Origin of the sequence: Litchfieldia stipae, from assembly GCF_014837155.1 — a bacterium.
In the GTDB taxonomy this organism is placed as follows: domain Bacteria; phylum Bacillota; class Bacilli; order Bacillales; family Bacillaceae_L; genus Litchfieldia.
The window spans coordinates 412,265-437,565 of record NZ_JACYHA010000001.1 but is presented as its reverse complement, the minus strand read 5'-3'; the positions used below and the strand labels follow the sequence as shown (position 1 = coordinate 437,565).

25 protein-coding genes and 1 riboswitch are annotated in these 25,301 nt (G+C 37.5%); of the genes, 21 read left to right on the top strand and 4 right to left on the bottom strand.

Annotation, left to right across the window (positions count from 1 at the left end):
- Window positions 1-121: 121 nt before the first annotated feature.
- The 3 genes from F7888_RS02110 to F7888_RS02100 all read left to right on the top strand — a co-directional run bounded on the left by F7888_RS02110 (window position 122) and on the right by F7888_RS02100 (window position 4,455).
- A complete protein-coding gene (locus F7888_RS02110; RefSeq protein WP_191776738.1) occupies window positions 122-2,155 on the top strand; it encodes a transglycosylase domain-containing protein in 2,034 nt (677 codons plus the stop codon).
- Window positions 2,156-2,370: 215 nt separating this feature from the next.
- Entirely contained in the window at window positions 2,371-2,910 is a 540-nt protein-coding gene (locus F7888_RS02105) for an NfeD family protein (protein ID WP_191776737.1), read from the top strand.
- A gap of 12 nt (window positions 2,911-2,922) precedes the next feature.
- Window positions 2,923-4,455, top strand: a complete 1,533-nt coding sequence (locus F7888_RS02100; protein ID WP_191776735.1) for a flotillin family protein — start codon at window positions 2,923-2,925, stop codon at window positions 4,453-4,455.
- Between the two features lie 54 nt (window positions 4,456-4,509).
- Here F7888_RS02100 and F7888_RS02095 read toward each other — a convergent pair whose 3' ends face one another.
- Window positions 4,510-5,610: a radical SAM/SPASM domain-containing protein gene (locus tag F7888_RS02095; protein ID WP_225228541.1), complete on the bottom strand. Its 1,101-nt coding sequence runs from the start codon at window positions 5,608-5,610 to the stop codon at window positions 4,510-4,512.
- A 207-nt stretch (window positions 5,611-5,817) separates the two neighbouring features.
- On the opposite strand from F7888_RS02095, the gene F7888_RS02090 reads away from it, so the two are divergent.
- From F7888_RS02090 to F7888_RS02010, 17 genes are all read left to right on the top strand, one after another.
- Entirely contained in the window at window positions 5,818-6,816 is a 999-nt protein-coding gene (locus F7888_RS02090) for a DoxX family membrane protein (RefSeq protein ID WP_191776732.1), read from the top strand.
- 121 nt (window positions 6,817-6,937) lie between these two features.
- On the top strand, window positions 6,938-7,144 hold the full coding sequence (locus tag F7888_RS02085; RefSeq protein WP_191776730.1) for a hypothetical protein: 207 nt from the start codon (window positions 6,938-6,940) through the stop codon (window positions 7,142-7,144).
- A complete protein-coding gene (locus F7888_RS02080; protein ID WP_191776728.1) occupies window positions 7,125-7,439 on the top strand; it encodes a YbjQ family protein in 315 nt (104 codons plus the stop codon). Before F7888_RS02085 ends, F7888_RS02080 begins: the two co-directional genes overlap by 20 nt.
- 82 nt (window positions 7,440-7,521) lie before the next feature.
- Window positions 7,522-7,630, top strand: a riboswitch (TPP riboswitch).
- Between the two features lie 104 nt (window positions 7,631-7,734).
- Complete coding sequence (gene tenA / locus F7888_RS02075; protein WP_191776726.1) at window positions 7,735-8,418, top strand: thiaminase II; 684 nt, start codon at window positions 7,735-7,737, stop codon at window positions 8,416-8,418.
- A gap of 18 nt (window positions 8,419-8,436) precedes the next feature.
- Window positions 8,437-9,018 carry an ECF transporter S component gene (locus F7888_RS02070; RefSeq protein ID WP_191776724.1) on the top strand — a complete coding sequence of 194 codons (582 nt, stop codon included), beginning with the start codon at window positions 8,437-8,439 and terminating at the stop codon, window positions 9,016-9,018.
- An 11-nt stretch (window positions 9,019-9,029) separates the two neighbouring features.
- Window positions 9,030-10,493 carry an ABC transporter ATP-binding protein gene (locus tag F7888_RS02065; RefSeq protein ID WP_191776722.1) on the top strand — a complete coding sequence of 488 codons (1,464 nt, stop codon included), beginning with the start codon at window positions 9,030-9,032 and terminating at the stop codon, window positions 10,491-10,493.
- A 14-nt stretch (window positions 10,494-10,507) separates the two neighbouring features.
- Window positions 10,508-11,305, top strand: a complete 798-nt coding sequence (locus tag F7888_RS02060) for an energy-coupling factor transporter transmembrane component T family protein (RefSeq protein ID WP_191776720.1) — start codon at window positions 10,508-10,510, stop codon at window positions 11,303-11,305.
- 19 nt (window positions 11,306-11,324) lie between these two features.
- Window positions 11,325-11,942 (top strand): thiazole tautomerase TenI, encoded by a 618-nt coding sequence (tenI, locus tag F7888_RS02055; RefSeq protein ID WP_191776718.1) that lies wholly within the window; start codon window positions 11,325-11,327, stop codon window positions 11,940-11,942.
- On the top strand, window positions 11,942-13,090 hold the full coding sequence (gene thiO / locus F7888_RS02050) for a glycine oxidase ThiO (RefSeq protein WP_191776716.1): 1,149 nt from the start codon (window positions 11,942-11,944) through the stop codon (window positions 13,088-13,090). Before tenI ends, thiO begins: the two co-directional genes overlap by 1 nt.
- Window positions 13,081-13,284, top strand: a complete 204-nt coding sequence (thiS, locus tag F7888_RS02045; protein ID WP_191776714.1) for a sulfur carrier protein ThiS — start codon at window positions 13,081-13,083, stop codon at window positions 13,282-13,284. Before thiO ends, thiS begins: the two co-directional genes overlap by 10 nt.
- Before the next feature lies 1 nt (window position 13,285).
- Window positions 13,286-14,053 (top strand): thiazole synthase, encoded by a 768-nt coding sequence (locus tag F7888_RS02040; RefSeq protein WP_191776713.1) that lies wholly within the window; start codon window positions 13,286-13,288, stop codon window positions 14,051-14,053.
- Window positions 14,050-15,069 (top strand): thiazole biosynthesis adenylyltransferase ThiF, encoded by a 1,020-nt coding sequence (locus F7888_RS02035; protein WP_191776711.1) that lies wholly within the window; start codon window positions 14,050-14,052, stop codon window positions 15,067-15,069. The genes F7888_RS02040 and F7888_RS02035 overlap by 4 nt, the downstream gene beginning before the upstream one ends.
- A gap of 46 nt (window positions 15,070-15,115) precedes the next feature.
- Entirely contained in the window at window positions 15,116-15,919 is an 804-nt protein-coding gene (gene thiD, locus F7888_RS02030) for a bifunctional hydroxymethylpyrimidine kinase/phosphomethylpyrimidine kinase (RefSeq protein WP_191776710.1), read from the top strand.
- A complete protein-coding gene (gene thiE, locus F7888_RS02025; protein ID WP_191776709.1) occupies window positions 15,919-16,560 on the top strand; it encodes a thiamine phosphate synthase in 642 nt (213 codons plus the stop codon). The genes thiD and thiE overlap by 1 nt, the downstream gene beginning before the upstream one ends.
- 505 nt (window positions 16,561-17,065) lie before the next feature.
- Window positions 17,066-18,823, top strand: a complete 1,758-nt coding sequence (locus F7888_RS02020) for an ABC transporter ATP-binding protein (protein WP_191776708.1) — start codon at window positions 17,066-17,068, stop codon at window positions 18,821-18,823.
- Window positions 18,820-20,835 carry an ABC transporter ATP-binding protein gene (locus F7888_RS02015; RefSeq protein WP_191776707.1) on the top strand — a complete coding sequence of 672 codons (2,016 nt, stop codon included), beginning with the start codon at window positions 18,820-18,822 and terminating at the stop codon, window positions 20,833-20,835. The genes F7888_RS02020 and F7888_RS02015 overlap by 4 nt, the downstream gene beginning before the upstream one ends.
- A 413-nt stretch (window positions 20,836-21,248) precedes the next feature.
- Window positions 21,249-22,511, top strand: a complete 1,263-nt coding sequence (locus tag F7888_RS02010; protein ID WP_191776706.1) for a hemolysin family protein — start codon at window positions 21,249-21,251, stop codon at window positions 22,509-22,511.
- Window positions 22,512-22,557: 46 nt separating this feature from the next.
- Here F7888_RS02010 and F7888_RS02005 read toward each other — a convergent pair whose 3' ends face one another.
- Complete coding sequence (locus tag F7888_RS02005; protein WP_191776705.1) at window positions 22,558-22,938, bottom strand: hypothetical protein; 381 nt, start codon at window positions 22,936-22,938, stop codon at window positions 22,558-22,560.
- A 348-nt stretch (window positions 22,939-23,286) separates the two neighbouring features.
- Entirely contained in the window at window positions 23,287-23,499 is a 213-nt protein-coding gene (locus F7888_RS02000; RefSeq protein WP_078549022.1) for an alpha/beta-type small acid-soluble spore protein, read from the bottom strand.
- Window positions 23,500-23,828: 329 nt separating this feature from the next.
- On the opposite strand from F7888_RS02000, the gene F7888_RS01995 reads away from it, so the two are divergent.
- Complete coding sequence (locus F7888_RS01995) at window positions 23,829-24,071, top strand: hypothetical protein (RefSeq protein ID WP_191776704.1); 243 nt, start codon at window positions 23,829-23,831, stop codon at window positions 24,069-24,071.
- Between the two features lie 40 nt (window positions 24,072-24,111).
- On the opposite strand, the gene F7888_RS01990 is transcribed toward F7888_RS01995, so the two are convergent.
- The gene (locus F7888_RS01990) at window positions 24,112-25,209 is read right to left on the bottom strand and encodes an ABC transporter ATP-binding protein (protein WP_191776703.1); all 1,098 of its coding nucleotides are present in this window, start codon (window positions 25,207-25,209) and stop codon (window positions 24,112-24,114) included.
- Between the last annotated feature and the right edge of the window lie 92 nt (window positions 25,210-25,301).

Here is a 25,301-nt window from a genome sequence, read left to right as displayed (position 1 = left end):
TGTGAATAGTTAGATAAACAACCGTTATTTTGTGAAATTTGCTCAAACTCCCCATAAATTTTAATTTTCCACGTATACATATAGGTATGTTTATAGGATTTAGGATAGCGGGAGGATTAATATGAGTCAAACAAAGAAAGTCAATCTTCTAAAAGAGGTTGGAATCGTAAAGGTATTATTGCTAGTTGGATTAATCTGTGTCTTAATTATCATTTTTGCAATCAATCATTATATTAATTCAATAGATATTAGTGGGTTATCAAACGTCTATCCACAACCAACGATTATTTATGATAAGGATGGGGAAGTAGCGAGTAAGATCTCCTCATCGAAAATAAATGGGATCGGATTAGACGAGATGCCACAGCATTTAATTGATGCAGTAATTTCCATTGAGGATCATCGTTTTTATAAACATCCTGGTGTGGATTATATAGGAATAACACGAGCAGTAGTGAAAAATCTAAAGGCTCGTGCAGTGGTCGAGGGTGGGAGTACGATTACTCAGCAATTAACCAAAAATGTCTTCTTAACACATGAACAAAGCTTTGAACGTAAGCTTGAAGAGTTCTTTATTGCGCAAAAAATCGAACGAACCTTTTCAAAGGATGAAATAATTGAAATGTATCTGAATACGGTCTATTTCGGAGAGGGAGCTTGGGGGATTCGCAATGCAGCGGCAACCTATTTCGGAAAAGAGGTAGATGAGCTTACTATCAGTGAATCGGCAACTCTAGCGGGGCTTCTAAAAGCTCCGTCTCGATTATCTCCAGTGAAAAATTACGATCAATCTATAGAGAGACGTAATGTGGTATTAAGTGCTATGAAACGAAATGAAGTGCTCACTAATAAGGAATACGATGAGGCGATTACCTCTGAAATCGCTTTACATGAAAAAAAGGTAGACCCATATGAAGGGAAATATCCATACTATGTTGACCATATTATCGATGAAGCCATTGAAAAATATGGCTTAACACAGAATGAAATCCTTGCAGGTGGTCTTCATATCTATACAGAACTAGATCAAACAATGCAAACAGCTGTTGAAGAAGTATTCAAAGATGATTCTATCTTCCCTGAGAGTGCTGAGGATCAGCTTATTGAAAGTGGAACGATTCTTCTTAACGCGAAGGATGGTGGGATCCATGCTCTTGTTGGTGGAAGAGGTGAAAGGGTATTTCGTGGATTTAATCGAGCAACTCACCTTAAGCGCCAACCAGGCTCTACAATGAAGCCATTAGCTGTATATACGCCAGCTCTTGAGTCTGGTTACAACATGTATGACATTCTACCTGATCAACCAGTAAAATTTGGTGATTATCAGCCTTTAAATTATAACGGTGGCTACAAGGGAAGTGTCACCATGATTGATGCACTTAAAAGCTCAGATAATGTTCCAGCCGTTTGGTTATTAAATGAAATTGGATTAAATATGGGCATGGATAGTATTAGGCGTTTTGGCATTGAATTGACAGAAAGAGATCGGAATCTTTCTGTTGCATTAGGTGGCCTAGACAAAGGGCTAGCACCAATTGATATGGCAGAGGCGTATGCTGCTTTTGCAAATGAAGGAGTAAGGTCTGAAGCACATGCGATTACTAGAATAGTAGATGTAGAGGGAGAAGTCGTTGCAGAGTGGGAAGAAGAACAAATAGAGGTTACAACTGCAGATGTCGCAGAGAAAATGACCTATATGTTAAGACAAGTGGTTGAACAAGGCACGGGACGAAATGCCAAGTTAGCAAATCATGAATTAGCAGGGAAAACAGGATCGACTCAGGTACCAATAGAAGGAGTGAATGGGTCAAAGGATCAATGGTTTGTTGGCTATACGCCAGATGTCGTAGGAGCGTTATGGTTAGGATATGACAAAACCGATGAACATCATTATCTAACGACAACTAGCAGTACGACTGCGACTGTTATTTTTAAAGCAATGATGGATCAAGCATTAATTGATTTGCCACCAACTTCGTTTTCACTGTCTTCTTCATATAAGCAGCAACCAGTTAATAAAACAGTAAATCAGGAGAGGAAGGAACCAGCTCGTCATACCGAGATCAGCAATCAGCATCATAAAAAAGAAAAAGATAAAGAGAAAAACAGAGGAAGAGGAAAAGGAAAAGAAAATAACAAAGGAAGAAATCATTAATTGGAAATATTCAAAGAAATTATTGAAACCTTTTGACTCCACCCTCGTAAATAATAGTAAGAAAAATTTCCTAAATTAGGTTGTTCCATCTAGAACAAAGGTTTACCATTGAAAGTGGAATGAAGATGGAAATGATCCATGAATATAGCTAAAAGAGGAGGAGGGGAGTATTACTTATAGTAGTATAAGACTAATTCAAAAAAAGGAACGATAACATGGAAATTTTCGGTTATTCAATACAAACCATTTATTTATTCGCATTAGTGATTGGTGGAGTTCTTACATTCCTTTATATTTTATTTGGAGATTTGTTAGAAGGATTGTTTGAGATTTTGCCAGATGGGTTCATTAGCCCAACATTGGTTTTATCGTTTATTACTTTTACAAGTGCAACAGGCTATATTTTTGAGAAACTAACTTCTATACACAGTGGTATTATTTTAATTATTTCAGTCATTGTATCGCTTTTACTGGTGACATTGTTGAATGTCTTTGTCCTTATCCCTCTTTCATCAGCAGAGGAATCATTAGCCTATCGGGACGAAGATTTGAAGGGGAGAATTGGAAGAGTCATTGTTTCGATTCCAGAGGATGGCTTCGGAGAAGTGATTATTGAAGGAAATGGTGGAAATATAGGGATGTCAGCAAAGAGTTTTGAAGAAAAGGCGATTCCCTATGATACAAAAGTATTGGTGATCGATGTGCAGGATAGTGTCTTATATGTTTTACCACAACAAGACCTAGATTTCACATAAAACAGAGGAGGAATGGAAATGCCGTCAGTTACAATAATTATTGGTATTGCAGTGTTTTTAGTATTAGCTCTAATTGCAGTTTTCGTTACGAAATATCGTACAGCTGGGCCAGATGAAGCATTAATCGTAACAGGTAGTTATTTAGGTGGAAAGAATGTTCATATTGATGAAGCTGGAAATCGAATTAAGATTGTAAGAGGTGGAGGTACATTTGTCCTTCCAGTCTTCCAGCAAGCAGAGCCTCTTAGTCTATTATCTAGTAAATTAGATGTATCCACTCCAGAGGTATATACGGAGCAAGGTGTTCCAGTTATGGCTGATGGGACTGCCATTATTAAAATTGGTGGTTCAATTAATCAAATTGCAACAGCAGCAGAACAATTCCTAGGAAAGTCAAAGGAAGATCGTGAAAATGAAGCGAGAGAAGTACTTGAAGGTCATCTTCGTTCAATCTTAGGTTCGATGACTGTAGAGGAAATCTATAAGAATCGTGAAAAGTTCTCTCAAGAGGTTCAACGTGTTGCTTCTCAAGACTTAGCGAAAATGGGATTAATCATTGTTTCATTTACAATTAAGGATGTCCGTGACAAAAATGGCTATCTTGAATCACTAGGAAAGCCACGTATTGCGCAAGTTAAGAGAGATGCTGACATTGCGACAGCTGAAGCAGACAAAGAGACAAGAATTAAGCGTGCAGAAGCTGATAAAGAAGCGAAAAAGTCAGAATTAGAACGTGCAACTGAAGTAGCTGAAGCTGAAAAAACAAACCAATTAAAGGTTGCAGAATACAGAAGAGAGCAAGATGTGGCAAAAGCTCGTGCTGACCAAGCATATCATCTTGAAGAAGCAAGATCTCGTCAAGAAGTAACAGAGCAACAAATGCAAATTCAAATCATTGAAAGACAGAAACAAATTGAGTTAGAAGAAAAAGAAATCATGCGTCGTGAAAGACAGTACGATTCAGAGGTCAAAAAGAAAGCCGATGCTGACCGTTATGCAGTTGAGCAAGCAGCAGCAGCGGAGAAGGCAAAACAATTTGCAGAAGCTGATGCAAACAAATATCGTATCGAAGCAATGGCAAAGGCAGAAGCTGAAAAAGTTCGAATCGATGGTCTAGCAAAAGCGGAAGCAGAAAGAGCAAAAGGGGAAACAGAAGCAGATATTATTCGCTTAAAGGGTCTTGCAGAAGCAGAAGCGAAGCAAAAGATTGCAGAAGCATTCGAACAATTTGGTCAAGCGGCAATTCTAGACATGATCATCAAAATGCTTCCTGAGTATGCGAAGCAAGTGGCAAGTCCGCTTTCTAATATTGATAAGATTACGGTTGTTGATACTGGTAGCAGTGGTGAGAACGGTGGGGCTAACAAAGTAACAGGTTATGCAACAAATCTGATGTCAACACTTCAAGAATCATTAAAAGCATCTTCAGGTATTGATGTGAAGGAAATCATTGAAAACCTTTCTGGAAAAGCCAATGTAAAAAATAGTATCGAAGATTTAACAAGAGAAATTTCTAGTACGAAAAAAGTTGATTCACAGGAATAGAGGATGAAAAGAGGCAGTCCAACAATGATGTAATACATTGTTGGAGCTGCCTCTTCATATGTTTGAAGGCTGATAGACACAGTATGGTTCTTCGGCCATATAATGGTGATGCTCATAATAGGCTCTAGCCCTACAGCCTGAGCATACATTTACAAATTCACAAGCACCACATTTTCCATGGAGCTTTGAGGTATCTCTTAACTCCTGAAAAAGCAGAGAATCATTCCAAATGGATGAAAAGGAATTCTCAAATACATTTCCAGCCTTCAGTGGTAAATAGCCACATGGTTGGACTTGCCCCTTATGAGAAATAAAACAAACACCTGTACCTGCTAAACACCCTTTTGTCATTGCATTCATACCGTGAGGCTTTGAGACGATTCGTTCACCAACTTGTTTTGCTTTTTGTCTGATAATTCGATAGTAATGGGGTGCACAGGTTGCTCGGAATTCAAATGGTGCATGCTTTGAATGCTCATAGAACCATTCTAATACTTCCTCATAACGTTCTGCATCGAGCATGTTACTTTCAGTAATTTGAATCCCACAGCCAACAGGAACAAGCATAAATAAATGAAGCGCTTTTATTTTTTGAAGATAAGCAAGGTCCATCATTTCTTGTAAAAAGTCGACATTATGCTTTGTTACGGTTGTATTAAATTGAACCTCTACACCTAAGTTTCGAAGATGTGTGGCTCCCTGTAAAGACGAGTTAAAGCTTCCTGTTAACCCCCGAAATTGATCATGCACCTCAGCAGTAGGACCATCTAGACTGATCGCCACTCGTTTAATTCCTACCTTCTTAATCTTTTCTGCTATTTCTCTGTTAATCAGTGTGCCATTGGAGGCCATTGCAACTCTGAGACCTTTGCTTACAGCATAATGAGCAATCTCAAAGAAGTCTGGTCGATATAACGGTTCTCCACCAGTCAAGATCAGAAGTGGCTTAGCAAAAGTGGAAATACTGTCAATCACATCAAATGCTTGCATCGTTGATAATTCATCAAAAGACCGTTCTGGCTTTGCACTTGCTCGACAATGGATACACTTCAGGTTACATGCTTCCGTTAGCTCCCAAAAGATAATTGAAGGCTTTAGTTGTTGTTTTGCTGTTTCAGCTCTAGCAAGTGGGGCTTTCATTTGTGTTTGAAGCAAAAAGTCCACCTCATCTATGAATAGTTTTGTTAGCTAAATTGTAGCAATATTCCCAAAGTATGTGTCTAACTTCACAAAGTGTTAATAAAGTGTTCCTAAAAACTACATAATTAAAACTAGAGCTTACATTTACTTTCACAAATTTGAATAGGAATTGTGGGTAGGAAGGAATATAAGTAATACGGGAAGATATTGTAGGAGGCAGCTATGAAAAAGAATATATGGTTGTATGTAATTATGATTGGCATCATGTTTTCACCAGTATTAACCAATGCCCATGTGAAATGGTTTACCGATGTTCCACCACAAAAGGAATCAATCGAAAATATTCTTTCACCATTATTTATGTCATTAGCACTATTAGCAGCATTAGTTCTCTCAGTTTTGCCACAGCTATTACCAAAATTAATGAAGATTCCATTTGCCAGTAAGATTGATCTGAAATTGGACGAGTACCGTCATTATTCAAGACATATATTAAAATATGGCACAGCGTTGGCCTTGATAATTCAAGTGTTTTCGGGCACTATATTTGCTCCAGAATTTGTCCTTGATGGATTATGGGAAACGATTGCGATTTGGATTGCCATCATATTATTATGTGTCCCAAATCATTATGCGACAAAGCTTGGATCGGGTATTTTAGCGATTCTATTCTTCTATGTATTAAGTAAAGTAGGATTATTCCATATGCTTGATTATGGTTTTTATTTAGCGATAATTTTTGTGTTATTAATTGGGAAGACAAGATTAGAGAATTGGGGATTTCCATTTCTTTATTTAGGAACCGGATTGTCCTTATGTTGGGTTGCTGTAGAAAAATGGGTATATCCAGCAATGTCAGCTGATATTATTCAAAATCATGGCGTTCCAACTTTTGGGTTCTCACCAACTGCATTTATTGTTATGGCAGCTTTTATCGAATTTATTGTTGGATACCTATTAGTGGTGGGTATCTTAAATAGAATTTTATCGGTAGTGTTAACCTTAATCTTTATTTCAACGACAATGTTATTTGGAACAACTGAGATTATTGGGCATTTTATGATTCATGTTGTGCTCGTTATTTTCATTATTGAAGGTGTTTCATTCTACAAACCACCAATTCGAATTCATAAAACGGTTGTGGATCAAATGGTTTTCGTATTTTTGAATTTCTTGTTTGTCCTTGCGACGTTCATTCTAATTTATTATCGTTTTGCTTAGGCTCTCTACGGAGAGTTTTTTCCTATGAAAAATCATAGACAATAATGAGACCTTTTCAATTCTTCATTCGTAATACATAGAGAAGAAAAGATTCACTTCAGGGCAAGGAGGAGAATGTAGGATGAGGGATAAGTTAAAGCTCTTCCTTCTAGCAGTTGTCATTCTAGGGCAAGTCATTGGTGCTATTTTGTTATTTGTTCATGTTGTGCTTGCGGTCATATTCTATATCATTTATGGAATTGCGCTGATTTTATTATTTTGGTTATTAATTAAAGAACGTTTGAAAGAGAAGAAGGAGGACGAGGAAAATGATTATCGTGACTACTGAGTTTGTTCCAGGCAAAGAAATTCAAGAACTAAAGGGTTTTGTAAGAGGAAGTACGGTTCAATCAAAAAATATTGGTCGTGACCTAATGGCTGGATTGAAAACCATTGTCGGAGGAGAAATCAAGGAATATACAGATATGATGGAGCAAGCGAGAAAGCAGGCGATTGGGAGAATGGTTGATGATGCAAAAAATAAAGGAGCTAATGCGATCATTTGTATGAGGCTTGAAACCTCTAGTGTCATGACAAATGCTTCTGAGATCATTGCATATGGTACTGCGGTCTATGTAGATTAAAAACGTAAAAATAAATAAAAATAGTTTGACAATTAGATGAAACATGATACCATTAGACACGTAGTATAAATTAATATTGTTTGTTGTCCACTAGGGGTGCCTTAATTGAAGGCTGAGATTAGAGTGTTGCTTTAAGACCCTTAGAACCTGATCTGGTTCACACCAGCGTAGGGAAGTGGAGTTGCGGGATAATGTCTATTATTAATTATCTAATACAACCACTTTCTTTATGTTGGTAAAGAAGGTGGTTTTTTTATGGCCATTTTCTTACTACATAAAATAAGGAGGAGTTACAATGAAATTTTCTGAAATGATCAGAAAAGAAGCAGATTTTATTTGGGAAGCAAGCTTTAACCATCCATTCGTTCAGGGGATTGGGAACGGAACCTTGCCATTAGAGTGTTTTCGTTATTATGTAATGCAGGATGCGTATTATTTGAGTCATTTTGCAAAGGTTCAATCAATTGGGGCTGCAAAAGCAAAGGACCTTGAAACAACAAATCGAATGGCGATTCATGCACAAGGAACGTACGAGGCTGAATTATCATTACATGAGAATTTCTCAAAACGTCTAAATATTACCGAAGAAGAGCAATTGAACTTTAAGCCTGCTCCAACAGCTTATGCTTATACTTCTCATATGTACCGTGCAGCACATAACGGTCATCTTGGAGATATTATTGCAGCGATCCTACCTTGTTATTGGTTATATTACGAAATTGGTGAAAACTTGAAAGAATGTACACCAGATGAACCAATTTATCAGGAATGGATTGCAGCTTATGGTGGCGACTGGTTCAAGACATTAGTCGAAGAACAAATCAATCGTCTTGATGAGATTGCAGAAACTGTGACAGAAGAAGATCGTGAACGAATGAAGGAACATTTCATCATCAGTAGTCAATATGAGTATTCATTCTGGGATATGGCTTATCGCTTAGAAAGCTGGCCTGTTGTTCAAACGAAGGAACGAATTTAATAAAAGGGGTTAACTTACATGAAAAAGGGATTAAAACTTACTGATATCTTAGTCACGATCGTCATTGCGATTGCACTAGGTATCGTTTATATTCTCTGGGGCTCCATCTATTATGCAATTAAGCCACTTGGATTACATTTAGATCAATTTGTTTATGCGATGTGGTTCATTGCAGCACCAGTCGCATACTTAATCATTCGTAAACCTGGTGTCGCGTTACTGGCTGAAATAGCTGCCGCTTCTGGTGAATTCCTTTTGGGTTCACCATGGGGGCTGACAGTATTGCTATACGGAGTCGTCCAAGGACTATTCTTTGAATTAGTCATCATGGCTGTGAAATATAAGAAATACAATTTAGCGGTAATAATATTTGGTGGTCTTGCTGCGACTCTTGGCTCTGTTATTATGGATTTTGCTTATGGTGAAATTGATGATTTAGCAGCATGGAACCTTACCCTCTATATCGTGATGCGTTTCTTAGGAGGAATTGTATTTGCTGGGGTACTTCCTTATTATCTTGTGAAGGTGCTAGAGGCTACTGGGGTAACAAATCTAGTTCGACCTGCATCGAAAGAGGATTATGACGCATTAGATAAATAGAGGTGAAAGTGATGAATACAATTGCTGAAGTAGAACAGCTTCGTTTGAAATTTTCAGGAGGCGAATCCTTGTTATTCAAGGATTTGTCCTCTTCTTTTTATAAAGGGGAGAAAGTTCTCCTTCTTGGTCCATCTGGCTGTGGGAAATCAACATTGTTACAGGTGTTATCAGGAATAATTCCGAATTCGATTGAAGTACCGATGAAGGCAGAGAAGCTAATGACTCCGGCATCTTGGGGGTATGTCTTTCAAGACCCTGATACCCAGTTTTGTATGCCATTTGTAGATGAAGAAATTGCTTTTGTGTTAGAGAATCTTGAGGTGCCAAGAGCTGAAATGAAAGGACGTATTCTTGATTTACTAACTCAAGTAGGGCTTCAGTTTGAGGATATTCATACAAATATTGGGACTCTTTCAGGTGGAATGAAACAAAGACTAGCAATTGCCTCAGTTCTTGCCTTAGATCCAGAGGTATTGTTTCTAGATGAACCAACTGCGATGCTGGATCCACAAGGAACAGTTGATATTTGGGAAACGATTAAGCAGATTGGAGAAGACAAGACATTGTTAATTGTCGAGCACAAAATTGATCGTGTCCTTGACTTTGTAGATCGAATCATCTTGTTTAATGCAGACGGAGAGATTATTGCAGATGGGAAGAAGGAACAGGTGATAGAAGAGTACCGAGAGCAAATGAAGGAACATGGTATTTGGTATCCAGGGGTGTGGGAAGATTATTTGAAGCAAAATCACATTCAAAGTGAGGATACAGCGAAACAAACAGAGCAGATTCTATCTCTGAATGATTTTAAGGGCTACCGAGGAAAGCTTGAGAAAATAGTAGTCGACCAGTTGGAGGTTACACCTGGTGAATGGATTGTTGTCAAAGGAGAAAATGGGGCAGGAAAAAGCACATTGCTTCATTCCTTGATGCAATTTATTAAAACCTCAGGTGAATATGCAATCAAACAAGTTCCAATAAAAAAAGTAAAGAAATTAAATGATGAAATGACATTTGTGTTTCAAAATCCAGAATTTCAGTTTGTAACCAATTCTGTCTATGAGGAAATCGCTTTTTCGCTCAGACTGAATAAATGGAAGGAAGCAGAAATTGAGGTAAAGGTGGAAGAACTTTTGGAACGATTCCAACTAAGCAAACACCGCAATCACCATCCATATCAATTATCTATGGGGCAAAAAAGAAGATTAAGTGTAGCTGCTTCCATTGTGATGGAGCAAGAAATCATGCTATTAGATGAACCAACATTTGGGCAGGATTCAAAGAATACATTCTCACTGCTTGAACTGATTGAAGATTATCGATCAAAAGGTTCAACGATTATTATGGTCACTCATGATGAGTATATTATGAACCATTTTGCGACACGACTTTGGACAATTGAAGCAGGAAAATTAATAAGCGATGAATTGAATACTCGAAAACAAACAATCACAGCACCGATGTTACATGTATAGAGGGGGAACTGGTTTTGCAAAGTGAATTTTCATTTAAGGAGACATGGCTTCATCAAATTAATCCTAGCTTGAAGCTCATCGTCATGATTCTTTTATTTGTGGCTGTCCTTCTCATTCACAATATTAATTTCATTATTAATTTCACGATTGTTACGTTCATTCTTTTTATTGCATTCACAGGACATCCAGTTAAGAGAATTATGCTTTTGAGCTTGCCTTTTCTTCTCGTATTTATTTCAACGGCATCTACCATGATATTGTTTGGAAAGGGCGAGATCACTTGGTTTAAATGGGGGCTTATCCATATTACGGAAGAAAGCTTTTTTAGAGGGATGCATATCGGTTTTCGTGCGATTATTTTTGCAGCATTAGGTCTTACGTTTGCATTAACAACTAGACCGGTGTTCTTGTTCTATTCATTAATGCAGCAGCTTAAGCTCCCTCCGAAATATGCTTATAGCTTTATGGCAGGCATGCGATTAATCCCAATCATGATGGAAGAGTTTCAGACGATTCGTCAGGCGATGAAGGTTAGAGGCGTAGAAAGTAGAAAAGGAATCAAAGCCTTCTTTCAGAAATTTATTACTTATTCCATTCCATTGCTTTCACAAAGCATTCGTAGAGCCCATCGAATTGCAGTTGCGATGGAAGCGAAAAGATTCTCTCAAGTCAAGAAGCGTACGTATTATTATGCGATTGCGTTTTCACGTATCGATATTCTCTTTCTTAGTTATTTTGTGATTATGCTGTTTGTTGGCTACTATATTGCTATTATCTATCCATACTTTTCAATTACCGATATTCGCTTTTAATTTTCTTTAGGGGGACGTTATGAATCAGAAAGAAATTCATATTATTTCAACTGGAAAACAAGGACCTGAAGAGTTTTGCGAGATTGCAAGTTTAATACATCATAATGTTACATATATTCATATTAGAGAAAAGACCTATACTGCAAGACAGTTATTTGACATGGTGATGCTCCTCAACGAAGCAAACGTCCCTTTATCAAAGATTATCCTGAACGATCGAGTGGATGTAGCGGATGTTACAGGAGTTTCCGGGGTTCAGTTAGCTTACCATAGTTTGAGCGCTGCTTCTGTTAAAAAGAGATTTCCCCATTTAAGAATTGGTTGTTCTGTTCATTCTCTTGCGGAATTAACGAAAGCGCAACTCGACGGGGCTGATTATGTCTTATTTGGGCATATCTATGAGACTCACTCAAAGCCAGGGCTACTTGCTAAAGGAGTAAGTGAGCTAAGAAGGATAGTAAATCAGTCAAGTATACCTGTTATTGCAATTGGTGGAATTAAGCCACTTCATGTGAAAGATATTCTTGAGACAGGTGCAAGTGGGATTGCCGTGATGTCTGGAGTGTTAGAAGCAAAGGATCCATTACAGGCTATGCATGAATATGTTGTTCAATTTGAAGAGGGAGCTGAAGCTTGATGAGTGCTTTTTTTGATTGTATCGTCATTGGTGGTGGAGTAAATGGTGGTTCCATTGCTTACAATCTAGCAAAAAGAGGGAAGCATGTCCTTTTAGTAGAAAAGGATCGCTTGGTTAGCAAAGCTTCAAATGCAGCGGCAGGTATGCTAGCTGCTGGTGGTGAATTTGAAGAAGTTGGACCACTCTTTGAATTAGCTAGAAGAAGTCGTTCTATGTTTCCTAGAATTGCTGAGGAATTAAAAGAATTGAGTCATATTGATATTGAGTTAATTAATAAGGGAATGTTCAAAATTGCTATGACTGATGAAGAGGTATTGGAATATAGTAGAGTTCTAGAATTTCAACATAAAGAGGGAGAAGAAATTTCTTGGATATCGCCAAATGAATTAATGATTCAAGAGTCGAAGCTGTCTTCAGATATAAAAGGTGCATTGTACCTCCCACAAGATGGCCATGTTTCAGCTCCTGAATTGGCTCTGGGCTATTTAAAATCAGCGGCAAAGCTTGGTGCAACGATTAAGGAATTTGTTGAGGTTACTTCACTAATTATTGAAGGTGGAATGACTAAGGGAGTTGTTACATCAGAAGGTCCTTTTTATTCGGATCAAGTGATTTTAGCGGGTGGGGCATGGAGTGCTAAAGTGCTTGAACAATCATCCAAAAGAATAGAAACTTATCCAGTGAAAGGGGAATGCTTCTCTGTTACGACACATCTACCATTAATTACGAAGACCATCTTTTCTCATGGGTGTTACCTTGTTCCAAAAAAAGGTGGACGTATCATTGTTGGGGCAACGGAGAAGCCAAATACATTCTCACAGTCTGTTTCTATTAAGGGCATTTCTACATTAATGGAGAGAGCTATTCGTATCCTCCCTTCATTGGAAGAAGCAGAATGGGAGAAGTCATGGGCAGGAATAAGACCACAAACTAGTGATGGCTTGCCTTATTTAGGAGAACACCCTGAATATCAAGACCTTTTTATTGCAACAGGTCATTATCGAAATGGCATCTTGTTAGCACCAATTACTGGTGAAATCATCGCTAATTTAATAGAAGGAAGGCAAGAAATAATAGACCTCTCACCTTTTAAAATTGATCGTCATTTTGTAGAATCCACTGAAAAGAGGGAAACAACATGGAGTTAGTGATTAACGGTGATACAGTTAGCCTACCAGATCAGATTGAAACTGTGTCTAGTTTATTAGAGCATTTCGGATTAGCCGAGAAGGTTGTTATTGTTGAATTAAACGAAACCATTTTAGAAAAAAGTGAGCATCAAGAAACAAGACTTGTTGATAGAGATCGAATTGAAATCGTTCATTTTGTAGGAGGCGGATAATATGTTAAAGATTGGTCATTATGAATTTTCATCAAGATTATTATTGGGAACCGGTAAATATCCTAATTTTGATATTCAAAAGGAAGCAGTGGCGGTTTCAGAAGCTGAGATATTAACGTTTGCAGTGAGAAGAATGAATATCTTTGAAGAAAGTCAGCCTAATTTCCTTGAGAAGCTAGATTTAGAGAGATACACGTTATTGCCAAATACAGCTGGTGCGAAAACTGCGGAAGAGGCGGTTCGAATTGCAAAATTAGCAAAGGCATCAGGACTTTGTGATATGATAAAGGTTGAAGTGATTGGTTGTCAAAAAACATTACTTCCTGACCCTGTAGAAACCTTAAAGGCGTCAGAGGAATTATTAAAAGAAGGATTTATTGTGTTACCATATACGTCAGATGATGTTCTCCTTGCTAAACGTTTAGAAGAATTAGGCTGTCATGCAATTATGCCAGGTGCTTCACCGATTGGTTCAGGGCAGGGGATTATTAATCCATTAAACCTAAGTTTCATTATTGAACAGGCGAAGGTTCCTGTCATTGTTGATGCTGGAATTGGGACACCTTCAGATGCTGCGATTGCCATGGAAATGGGAGCTGATGGTGTGCTGTTAAATACAGCTGTTTCAGGAGCGCAGGATCCTGTCAAAATGGCACATGCGATGAAATTAGCGATTGAAGCAGGACGCTTAGGGTTTGAAGCAGGACGTATTCCAAAGAAACGTTATGCAACAGCAAGTAGTCCACTGGAAGGAATGAGCACAGTTTGAGTGAAAGGTATTCACGTCAAGAGCTCTTTGGGCCAATTGGAAACAAAGGGCAGGAGCTGATTCGTCATAAGCATGTCCTCATTATTGGTGCAGGAGCTCTTGGTACAGGGAGTGCAGAAGGACTAGTTCGAGCTGGAATTGGAAAAGTAACGATTGTTGACCGAGATTACGTTGACTGGAGTAATCTCCAGCGTCAAAACCTCTATACAGAGGATGATGCTAGAAAGCGAACACCGAAAGCAGTAGCAGCTGCAATTCGTTTGAAGCAAATCAATTCCGATGTAGAGATCATTTCATTAGTGATGGATGCATCGATCGAAGAGCTGGAATCTCTTACTAAAGATGTTGATTTAATCATGGATGCCACTGATAATTTTGATACAAGAATGCTTATTAATGATGTCTCTCAAAAATTCAATATTCCTTGGATCTATGGAGCATGTGTAGGTAGCTATGGGATTAGCTATACAATTATTCCGAAGGACACCCCTTGTTTACATTGCTTATTAGAAACTGTTCCAATGGGTGGCCTAACATGCGATACGGCTGGAATTATCAGTCCAGCCGTTCAAATGGTCGTCTCTTTTCAATTAACGGAAGCACTCAAAATCCTCGTAGAAGATTTTGGAGCATTACGAAGAAAGCTTGTATCCTTTGATTTATGGAAAAATCAGCATACATTTATTAATGTGGACAAAATAAAGAAGGAGTATTGTCCTTCTTGTGGTGCTCAACCTACATATCCTTTCTTATCATTGAGTAATCAAACAAAGACAGCCGTATTATGTGGAAGAGATACCGTTCAAATCAGACCACCTCAAAAGATGGAGCGGGATTTAGAGCAGCTTGCTACCATTCTTCAGGCACAGGGTGGATTAATTGAAAAAAATCCATATCTACTGTCATTAACGTTAAAAGACCATCGATTAGTCATTTTTAAAGATGGTCGTGTTCTTGTTCATGGCACAAAGGATATTGCAGAAGCAAAGACATTATATCATCGTTTTATTGGTTAAATTTTTTTAAAAGGATCTGCTTTGATCCATTAGGAGGAATAATCAAATGCAAGTTGCAAAGGCATTAACCATTGCCGGCTCAGATAGCGGTGGTGGTGCAGGAATACAAGCTGATTTAAAGACATTTCAAGAGTTAGATGTATATGGAATGTCCGCGATAACAGCGATTACGGCACAAAATACGTTAGGAGTTCAAGGTGTACACCCTCTCTCCATTGAAGCCGTAGTTCAACAAATGAGATCAATTGCTGAGGATTTAACTCCAGATGCTCTGAAGACGGGAATGTTATTTAGTAGTGAATTAATTGATGCAGTTGCAGGTGAAATCCAATCGACTGGTTGGACAAATTTAGTAGTTGACCCAGTTATGGTCGCTAAAGGTGGTGCCCCATTATTACAAGAGCAAGCAGTGGATTCTTTGAAGCGCCGCTTAATTCCATTAGCAAATGTGATAACACCTAACATTCCAGAGGCGGAAGTGATTGTAGGATTTTCTATTGATACACTTGAGAAAAGAAAAGATGCTGCAAAAGCTATCTACCAAATGGGAGCAAAGAATGTTGTTGTTAAAGGTGGACATGGTGAAGGTGATGAAGTGACAGACTTGCTTTTTGATGGAACAGAATTTCACATGTTATCAAGCAAGAGAACAGATACAAAGCATACACATGGTACAGGCTGTACCTTTGCTGCTGCGATTACAGCTGAACTAGCTAAAGGAAAAACTGTGGTTGAGGCAGTTGGAACAGCCAAGTCATTTATTCAGGCAGCAATCGAGGATACATTAGGGATTGGCTCTGGTCATGGACCAACAAATCATTGGGCATATCGAAAACGAGGTGCAAAGTGATGAACAAGATCAAAGACATGCTCTCATTATACTTTGTTATGGGAAGTCCTAACTGTGCTCGTGATCCACGTCAGGTGTTAAGAGAATCTTTGGATGGTGGAGTAACCCTTTTTCAGTTTCGAGAAAAAGGAAATGGAGCCCTGCAAGGAGAAGAAAAACGTCAATTAGCGATGGAGCTTCAGCTAATTTGTAAGGAAAAAAATGTTCCTTTTATTATCAATGATGATGTTGACTTAGCAATTGAGCTTCAAGCAGATGGTGTTCATATTGGTCAAGAGGACGAGCCAATTGGATCTGTGAAGAAGAAGATTGGTTCAATGCTACTTGGTGTATCAGCCCATAATATTGAAGAAGCAATAGTAGCGATTGAAAAGGGTGCTGATTATCTTGGTGTAGGTCCTATGTACGAAACAAAGACAAAGGCAGATGCAAGAGATGTCATGGGACCACTTATGGTTAAAAAAATGCGTGAAGAAGGAATTGAGATCCCGATTGTAGGAATTGGAGGGATTACTCAAGATAATGCGAAGGAAGTGATCGAAGCAGGTGCAGATGGTGTTGCTGTCGTATCAGCTATTAGCCTAGCTCCATCAGCAACTGAGGCTGCAAATGAATTAATTGAAGAAATGAAAAGAAGCTAAAAAACTAGCTTCTTTTTTTATCGAATTTTTTGGAAAAAGTAATAATTGACAAAATTATGACACTGGTGATATCCTAACAAAGGAAACACTACATTAAAATGGAAAAGGAGGGTATTAACATGAGAAGATTAATCGATGTACGTCAACATCAATTACATAAAACCAATGTGACCCTACCTTTGATTGAGCAATAAATCATTCTTTTAGGATGATCTACGAACTAATTCAAAAGTAGCACAGGTCACGGGTGTCGTGATGTGTGCTTTTATTATGTGAGAAATTCATTCCTGTGTAAGGATGTATTTCTGATTGTGAGGCATATCGCACTAGAAGCGTATGCCTCTTATTTATGGTTAAACCTACCATTCATAGGAATGGAGTGTTTATATAATTTAAAAACATGAGGAGGAACTTTTATGAGTGTTGTTGTAGGAATTGGAATGATGTATACAGGAGATCTTGAAGGTGGTTAGTTGCCGATGGATAATGAGGAGGAAAAACAACAATGTTATCAGTATTAGTAAAATTAGGGTGGTTTTTTAAACAATATTGGAAGAGATATACGGTTGCGATAATCTTATTAATTCTGGTTGGGATCTTAGAGATTATCCCACCAAAGCTAATTGGGGTTGCGATTGATGAAATTCAAGCGGGAAGCTTATCAAAGGAGAAGTTGCTTCAGTATATAGTGTTCTTAACCTGCTTGGCAGTTGTCATTTATGGAATCACCTATGTATGGATGTATAAGCTGTTCGGCGGTGCATTTCTGGTAGAACGAATTATGCGTGGTCGATTCATGAAGCATTTATTAAAGATGACACCACCATTTTATGAGAAAAACCGGACGGGTGATCTTATGGCCCGTGCGACAAATGATTTAAAAGCAATCTCACAAACGGCTGGATTTGGAATACTAACATTAATTGATTCAAGTGTATTTATGTTAACGATCTTACTTACAATGGGATTTCTAATCAGTTGGCCATTGACATTTGCTGCGTTAATTCCGTTACCAATTATGGCAATTGTGATGCAAATTTATGGAAAGAAGATTCATCAACGTTTCATGGAGGCACAAGATTCCTTTGGAGATATGAATGATCAAGTATTAGAGTCTATTGCAGGAGTTCGTGTAATCAGAGCCTATGTCCAAGAGCAGGCAGACCAATCACGTTTTCATAAATTAACCGAAGATGTATATGAAAAAAACGTAAAGGTTGCCAAAATTGATGCTCTATTCGAACCAACAATGAAGATCTTGGTTGGAATTAGTTATCTGATTGGACTTGGATACGGAGCATATCTAGTATTCCATAACACGATCACATTAGGTGAGCTAGTATCATTTAATGTGTATTTAGGAATGATGATTTGGCCAATGTTTGCTATCGGTGAACTCATTAATATTATGCAACGAGGTAATGCCTCATTAGACCGTGTTACTGAAACTCTTTCATATGAAGCAGATGTGAAAAATCATCATGAACTTATCCCTGTTGGTAAACCAAATGGCATTCAATTCAAGGATGTGACATTCAAATATCCAACATCATCTGTGATCAATTTAAAGGATGTCTCATTCTCACTTGAAAGAGGTCAAACACTTGGGGTGGTTGGTAAAACCGGTAGTGGAAAAACAACTCTTGTTAAACAACTATTAAGGGAATATCCATTAGGAGAAGGAGAAATTACCATCTCTAATATCCCAATCGAACGAATCGACATTGAAGAAATTCAAGGCTGGGTAGGCTATGTCCCACAGGATCATATCTTATTCTCAAGAACAGTAAGAGAGAATATCTTATTTGGGAAAAAGGATGCAACAGAAGAGGAGCTCCAAAAAGCAATTGAATTAGCTGCCTTTACGAAGGATTTAACGATGCTCTCTGATGGGTTAAATACTTTAGTGGGAGAAAAAGGGGTGTCATTATCAGGCGGTCAAAAGCAACGGATTTCTATTGCTAGAGCATTAGCGGTCAACCCGGAAATCTTAATCCTAGATGACTCACTTTCAGCTGTTGATGCAAAAACGGAATCAGCTATTATTGAGAATATTCGTAGAGAACGATCTGATAAGACCACGATTATCACAACACATCGTTTATCAGCGATTGAGCATGCTGATTGGATTCTTGTTCTTGATGAAGGCAAAGTTATTGAGGAAGGGACTCATGAAGAACTCCTTGCGATGAATGGTTGGTACAAAGAACAATTCGACAGACAACAAATTGCACAAAAGCAAGAAAGTGGGGTGTCAGCATGAAAGTAGGAAAACGACTATTTAACTACGCCCTTCTGTTTAAGAAAACGATTATCCTTGCACTTATTATGCTCACGATTGCGGTCGCAACTGAATTAACTGGCCCGTTTATAGCTAAGACAATGATTGATGATCATATTCTTGGGATTGAAAATGTATGGTATGAAACAAATGAGAGCAAAGACGCAGTTTCATTTAATGGTCAATGGTATAAGCGGGAAGACCGATTGGCTAACAATGAAGAAAAGCTAAATGAAGCAAGAGTCCTACAGGTGGGACGTTCCTATTACTTTGCAGATGAACAGATAGAATTTGATGGAGAAAGAGTCGTTGAGAATAACGTACTGACCATCTCAAGAAATGATAGAACCATGAGCTATGAAGTTGAAAAATTATCGACTGATGAACTCTTTCAATTTTACAAACCAGAAATTCCGATGTTAATTAAGCTGATTGCCCTATATTTTGGGCTGCTTGTTATATCTTCCATTTTCACATTCGGACAACGCTATCTCTTACAGACATCTGCAAACAGGATTATTCAGAAGATGAGAGAAGATGTATTTGCTCAGATCCAACGTTTACCGATTAATTACTTTGATAACCTACCTGCTGGGAAGGTTGTGTCAAGAGTAACAAATGATACAGAAGCGATTCGTGATTTATATGTCACAGTGCTCGCGAATTTCTTCACAGGAATTATCTATATGACTGGAATCTTTGTTGCCCTGTTCTTATTAGATCCAACTCTTGCCTTAATTTGTATGGTTATTGTACCGATTCTATTTCTATGGATCAAAATATATCGGAAGTATGCGTCCAAGTATAATCACAAAATTCGTTCGAGATTAAGTGATATTAATGGGATGATTAATGAATCAATCCAAGGGATGTCCATCATTCAAGCGTTTCGACGACAAAAGGTAGCGAAGAAGGAATTTGAATCACTAAATGAGGAGCATTTCGCTTATCAAAATAAACTTCTGAATCTAAATGCTCTAACCTCCCATAATCTAGTGGGGGTCCTGAGAAACATCTCATTTGTCGCTTTAATTTGGTATTTTGGTGGGGGTTCTTTAGGTCTTGATAGTGTGATTTCATTAGGTGTCCTATACGCATTTGTTGATTATTTAAATCGTTTATTCCAACCGATTACTGGAATGGTGAATCAGCTTGCAATTTTAGAGCAATCATTGGTGGCTTCTGAACGAGTATTTGAGCTTATTGATTTAGACGGTGTTGATGTAAGCACCGATGAAATTCCTCGTTATCAAGGAAATGTTTCCTTTGATCATGTCTACTTTGGCTATAAGGAAGGCGAGCATGTCTTAAAGGATATTCATTTTGAAGCAAAGCAGGGAGAGACGGTTGCCTTAGTTGGCCATACTGGCTCTGGAAAGAGCTCTATCATGAATTTATTATTCCGTTTCTATGACATTAAAGAAGGGAAAATAACAATTGATGGAATGAACATTAATGATATTCCGAAACAGGTGCTTAGAAAACATATGGGGATCGTCTTACAGGACCCTTACCTTTTCACTGGAACGATTGCAAGCAATGTGAGCTTAGATGATCCATCCATCACTCGTGAAACAGTAGAGAAGGCATTGAATGATGTTGGAGCATACCAATTATTAAAAAGTCTCCCAAAAGGATATGATGAACCTGTGATTGAGAAGGGAAGCACACTATCTTCTGGTCAACGCCAGCTTATATCCTTTGCTCGTGCCTTGGCGTTTGATCCAGCAATTCTGATCTTAGATGAAGCAACGGCAAGTATTGATACAGAAACCGAAGCGATCATTCAAAATGCATTAGAGGTTCTGAAGAAGGGGAGAACAACCTTTATTATTGCTCATCGCTTATCGACTATTAAGAATGCTGATCAAATCCTTGTACTTGATCGAGGCATAATTGTCGAAAAAGGAAACCATGATGAACTCATGGAGCAACGTGGAAAGTACTATCAAATGTATGAATTACAGCAAGGAAAGGCAACGGATATTGCCTAATGTTGAAGTGATGACTGAGTTCACAAAAGGTTATTAAAATCTACAAAATTTAGCCATAGATTTTCAATAAACATTATTGTCATAGGTGATACCCTTATAATAGATAAAACTTTATAAGGGGGACTCACGATGGAAATGTTCTCGGTCACATTAAACATTGCTTCAGTGATTATTCTTACGCTTTTCATTGGTTATAATTTATTGGAATCTTGAGTACCTGTATAGTGCCTGGCACCTTTTGGTGTTAGGCACTTTTTAAGTGGTAATATTATTTATTTTATTATTGACGTTAATTTGCTATTATAGAATTAGCATATTTTTCTCCAGATATTAATGAAGGAAAAAAGTATGTTTAAATAAAAGTTCTATAGAATAAGGTTTAGGTAAACAAAAAATTAGGAGTGTGAACTTTCTTGGGCGATTTGCCGCTGAGTACAATTTCTTTATTAGTTTTTTTAATTTTTTTATCTGCATTCTTTTCTGCAACAGAAACTGCTTTTTCAAGTGTTAACAGGATTAGACTGAAAAATTACAGTGATGAAAACAGAAGAGGGAGTAAAAAGGCACTGTATATTACAGAGAACTTTGATAAGGCATTATCTACGATATTAGTCGGAAATAATATTGTAAATATCGCTGCTGCGTCTATCTCTGCAAAGGTTGCAGGAGATCTTGTACCTGGAAATACAGGTCTTGTGATTAGTACATTTGTAATGACAATTCTTATTTTGGTCTTTGGAGAAATCTTACCAAAGTCATTTGCTAAGGAAAATGCAGAAGCATTCTCATTAAATATCTCAGGAATCTTGTTTTTCCTGATGAAGGTATTAGCACCAGTTACGTACTTATTCGTACTACTTAAAGTAGCTGCATCAAAGCTTATTAAACAAAAGGATGACTCACCATCTGTAACTGAAGAAGAACTTAAAGTGATGATTGATTTAAGTGAAGAAGAGGGAGTCATTGATAATCAAGAAAAAGAGCTAGTCCATCGTTCTTTGGACTTTAATGATATATTAGTGGGGGAAATTCTAACTCCTAGAATTGATATGGTGGCTGTTGAGGTATCACAGTCCATTGATGAAATTAGAGATATGTTCTTAGAGGAACGTTATTCTAGAGTTCCTGTCTATGAAGATAATATTGATAATATTATTGGGGTGCTATCAGAGCGTGAATTCTTAAGTAATCTTGTTCAAAATAAGGAAATTTCGATAAGAGATTTAATTCGTGATCCATTCTTTGTTGTTCGATCAATGAAAATTTCTACGTTATTACCTGAGCTTCAAAAAGCGAAAACGCATATGGCGATTGTTATTGATGAATTTGGTGGGACATCAGGTCTTATTACGTTAGAGGACATCCTTGAAGAAATAGTAGGGGAAATTTGGGATGAGCATGATGAAAAGGTAAAGAACATCAATCAAATTGATGAAAGCACATATGAATTTAATGCTGAATTATCGCTTGATGACTTCGTTAAATTAGTTGATATTAATGAACCAGATACGTCGTACTATACGTTAGGTGGTTGGATTTCTGAATCACTTGAGCGTATTCCTAAAGTTGGAGAGCATTTTGCATATGAGAATGTTGAAATTACGGTACTTGAAGTAGAAAATCGAAGAATCCGAAAAGTCGGAGTGAAGATTAACGAGCCTATTGAGGAGAGTTAAGAAACGAAAGGAGCCATATACGTATGGCTCCTTTTTTGCGCGCTCATTATTTCATCATTTGTGTAATTTGATCAGTTAGCTTGACGGCTTTGGTTGGGTTTGATTTGTGTTGATAAGAGTAATATTGAACTAATGTATTTGTGCTGTTTGTGATTAATAATTCTAGAATGTATGAACCTGATTCACCTTTGGTTTCTAAATAAAAAGTTAGATCATTTAGTTTTAGTTCGTAGAAATGAAAGGTGATTCCAAGTAGTGATCTTTGATTAAAGTTTGTATATTCATGTGCTGCAACGAATGACGCAAGTTCTTCAATTGAGAAGGATGGTTCCTTTAGCATGGCTTCGATTTTTTGAGTGATGGCTTGTGTTGTATGTTCAACTGATTCCCATGTTTTATCAAGGATTGATTTTAAGAAAGTATTCATTAGAAAACTCCTTTACTTATTTCAATGGTCAATCTATTTAGTGGTATGGAACTGTATCTATATCTTTGCCTATATTGAAATAAGTAAGTGGGCCAATTTAAGGAACTTTATTTCTTTTTTAGTTGCTCCATATAATAAATCTGAGGGAATCGAATGTGGACGACATATTCATGAAAGAGGGTGTAGGTAACAAACGTGATAAGTTTCCAATCAACTGATTCAAACATACATATGACCCCTTTCTACTTATAAGTGTATATATTACTATATGGGAATCACTGGATGTCTGATACAAAATAAAAAGGCCCCAAGTTATCCTTGGGACCTAAGCCATTTTATTAAATTTTATTATTGTCCGTTAAAACCGCTCATAGATTGTTGAGCCATAGAAACTAGACGCTTAGTGATTTCTCCACCAACTGAACCGTTAGCACGAGAAGTAGTATCTGCACCTAAGTTTACACCGAATTCTGAAGCAATTTCGTACTTCATTTGATCGATTGCTTGCTGAGCTCCTTGAACTAGTAATTGGTTGCTGTTTCCACTGTTGTTGTTTGCCATGTTCTTTTCAGCTCCTCTAAAATTTTTTGGTTGGGTTTGCTGGTATCGCACCAACGATGGAGTAAATCCATTGCCACTTGGCGAACCCACTGTCATGTATTGCTTTACGTTTATTAGATTGTGTAATTTTGTTTTTTTTATTCATCTTTTTGAAAGAAATTTTTTTTGATTAATTGGTTGCTGCTTTGTTTACTGATATTATGGCATGGATCAAGATGAACTATTCAAAAAAAGAGTGGTAAATGATTCCATTAACATTTATACATAGTGTTTGCTCTACGTCTTAAAATAGTATTGTACTAATTAAGATAAGAAGGATGGTAGCCATTATGTATATTTGTCCTCTTTGCAATGGCTTTGAAACGGCTCATTTCAATTGTTCTAGTTGTGGTCAGTTGATGAATGATGGTGGTCGAGTGATTGATTATTTTGATGATTATAGTGCTTATATGGAAATCGATGGGATGAAGCAAATTGATGGTCTAAAGCAAACGTTAAGTGAACATAAATGTGCTCATTTGTTTTACTGTAACAACTGCTCTTCTCAAGAGGTTAAGTTAATACAAGAATAAAACAAAAGGGACTGTCTTGTAGACAGTCCCTCTTAGTATATTAGCGAATTCTTTCTTCTGTTTCAGCATCGAAGAAGTGAACTTTGTTCATATCAAATGCTAATGCTAATTCTTGACCAGGCTTGATATCTGTACGAGAATCAACGCGAGCAACGAACTCTTGACCTGCAACTTGAGAATATAACATTGTTTCAGCACCCATAAGCTCAGCTACTTCAATTTTAGCAGTAACAGTTGTGTTTTTAGAAGCATCAATGAATACAGGCTCATCATGGATATCCTCAGGACGAATTCCAAGGATTACATCTTTGTTCGCATATCCACGATCACGTAATACTTTCATTTTTCCTTCAGGAATAGCTACTGATACACCATTGATATCAAATGTGTTTTCTTTTAACTTACCAGTAAAGAAGTTCATAGCAGGTGAACCGATGAAGCCAGCAACGAATACGTTCTCTGGGTTATCATACACTTCTTTCGGAGCTCCAACCTGTTGAATGATACCATCTTTCATAACAACAAGACGAGTAGCCATTGTCATAGCTTCTGTTTGGTCATGTGTTACGTAGATAGTTGTTGTTTGTAGACGTTGGTGAAGCTTAGAGATTTCAGCACGCATCGCTACACGAAGCTTAGCATCAAGGTTTGATAATGGCTCATCCATTAAGAATACTTTTGCATCACGAACGATAGCACGTCCAAGTGCAACACGCTGACGCTGACCACCAGATAATGCTTTTGGCTTACGATCTAAGTATTCTTCAAGACCAAGAATCTTAGCTGCATTTCTTACACGCTCTTCAATTTCAGCTTTAGGGAATTTACGTAATTTAAGACCAAATGCCATGTTATCATATACGTTCATATGTGGGTATAACGCGTAGTTCTGGAATACCATCGCGATATCACGATCTTTTGGTGCAACATCATTTACACGCTTATCGTCAATGTAGAAATCTCCTTTTGAAATTTCTTCTAAACCAGCGATCATACGTAAAGTTGTAGATTTACCACAACCAGATGGACCAACGAATACGATAAATTCTTTATCTTGAATGTGAAGGTTAAAGTCTGTTACAGCAGTTACGTTTTTGTCATAGATTTTATAAATATTTTGTAATTTAAGTTCAGCCATTTTAAAAGCCTCCTATGATTTGTTTTTGAAATCGTTTTCTTTCTAAACATAGTGTAGCGCATATGGCCTAGAAACGTATATGTAAACGTTGC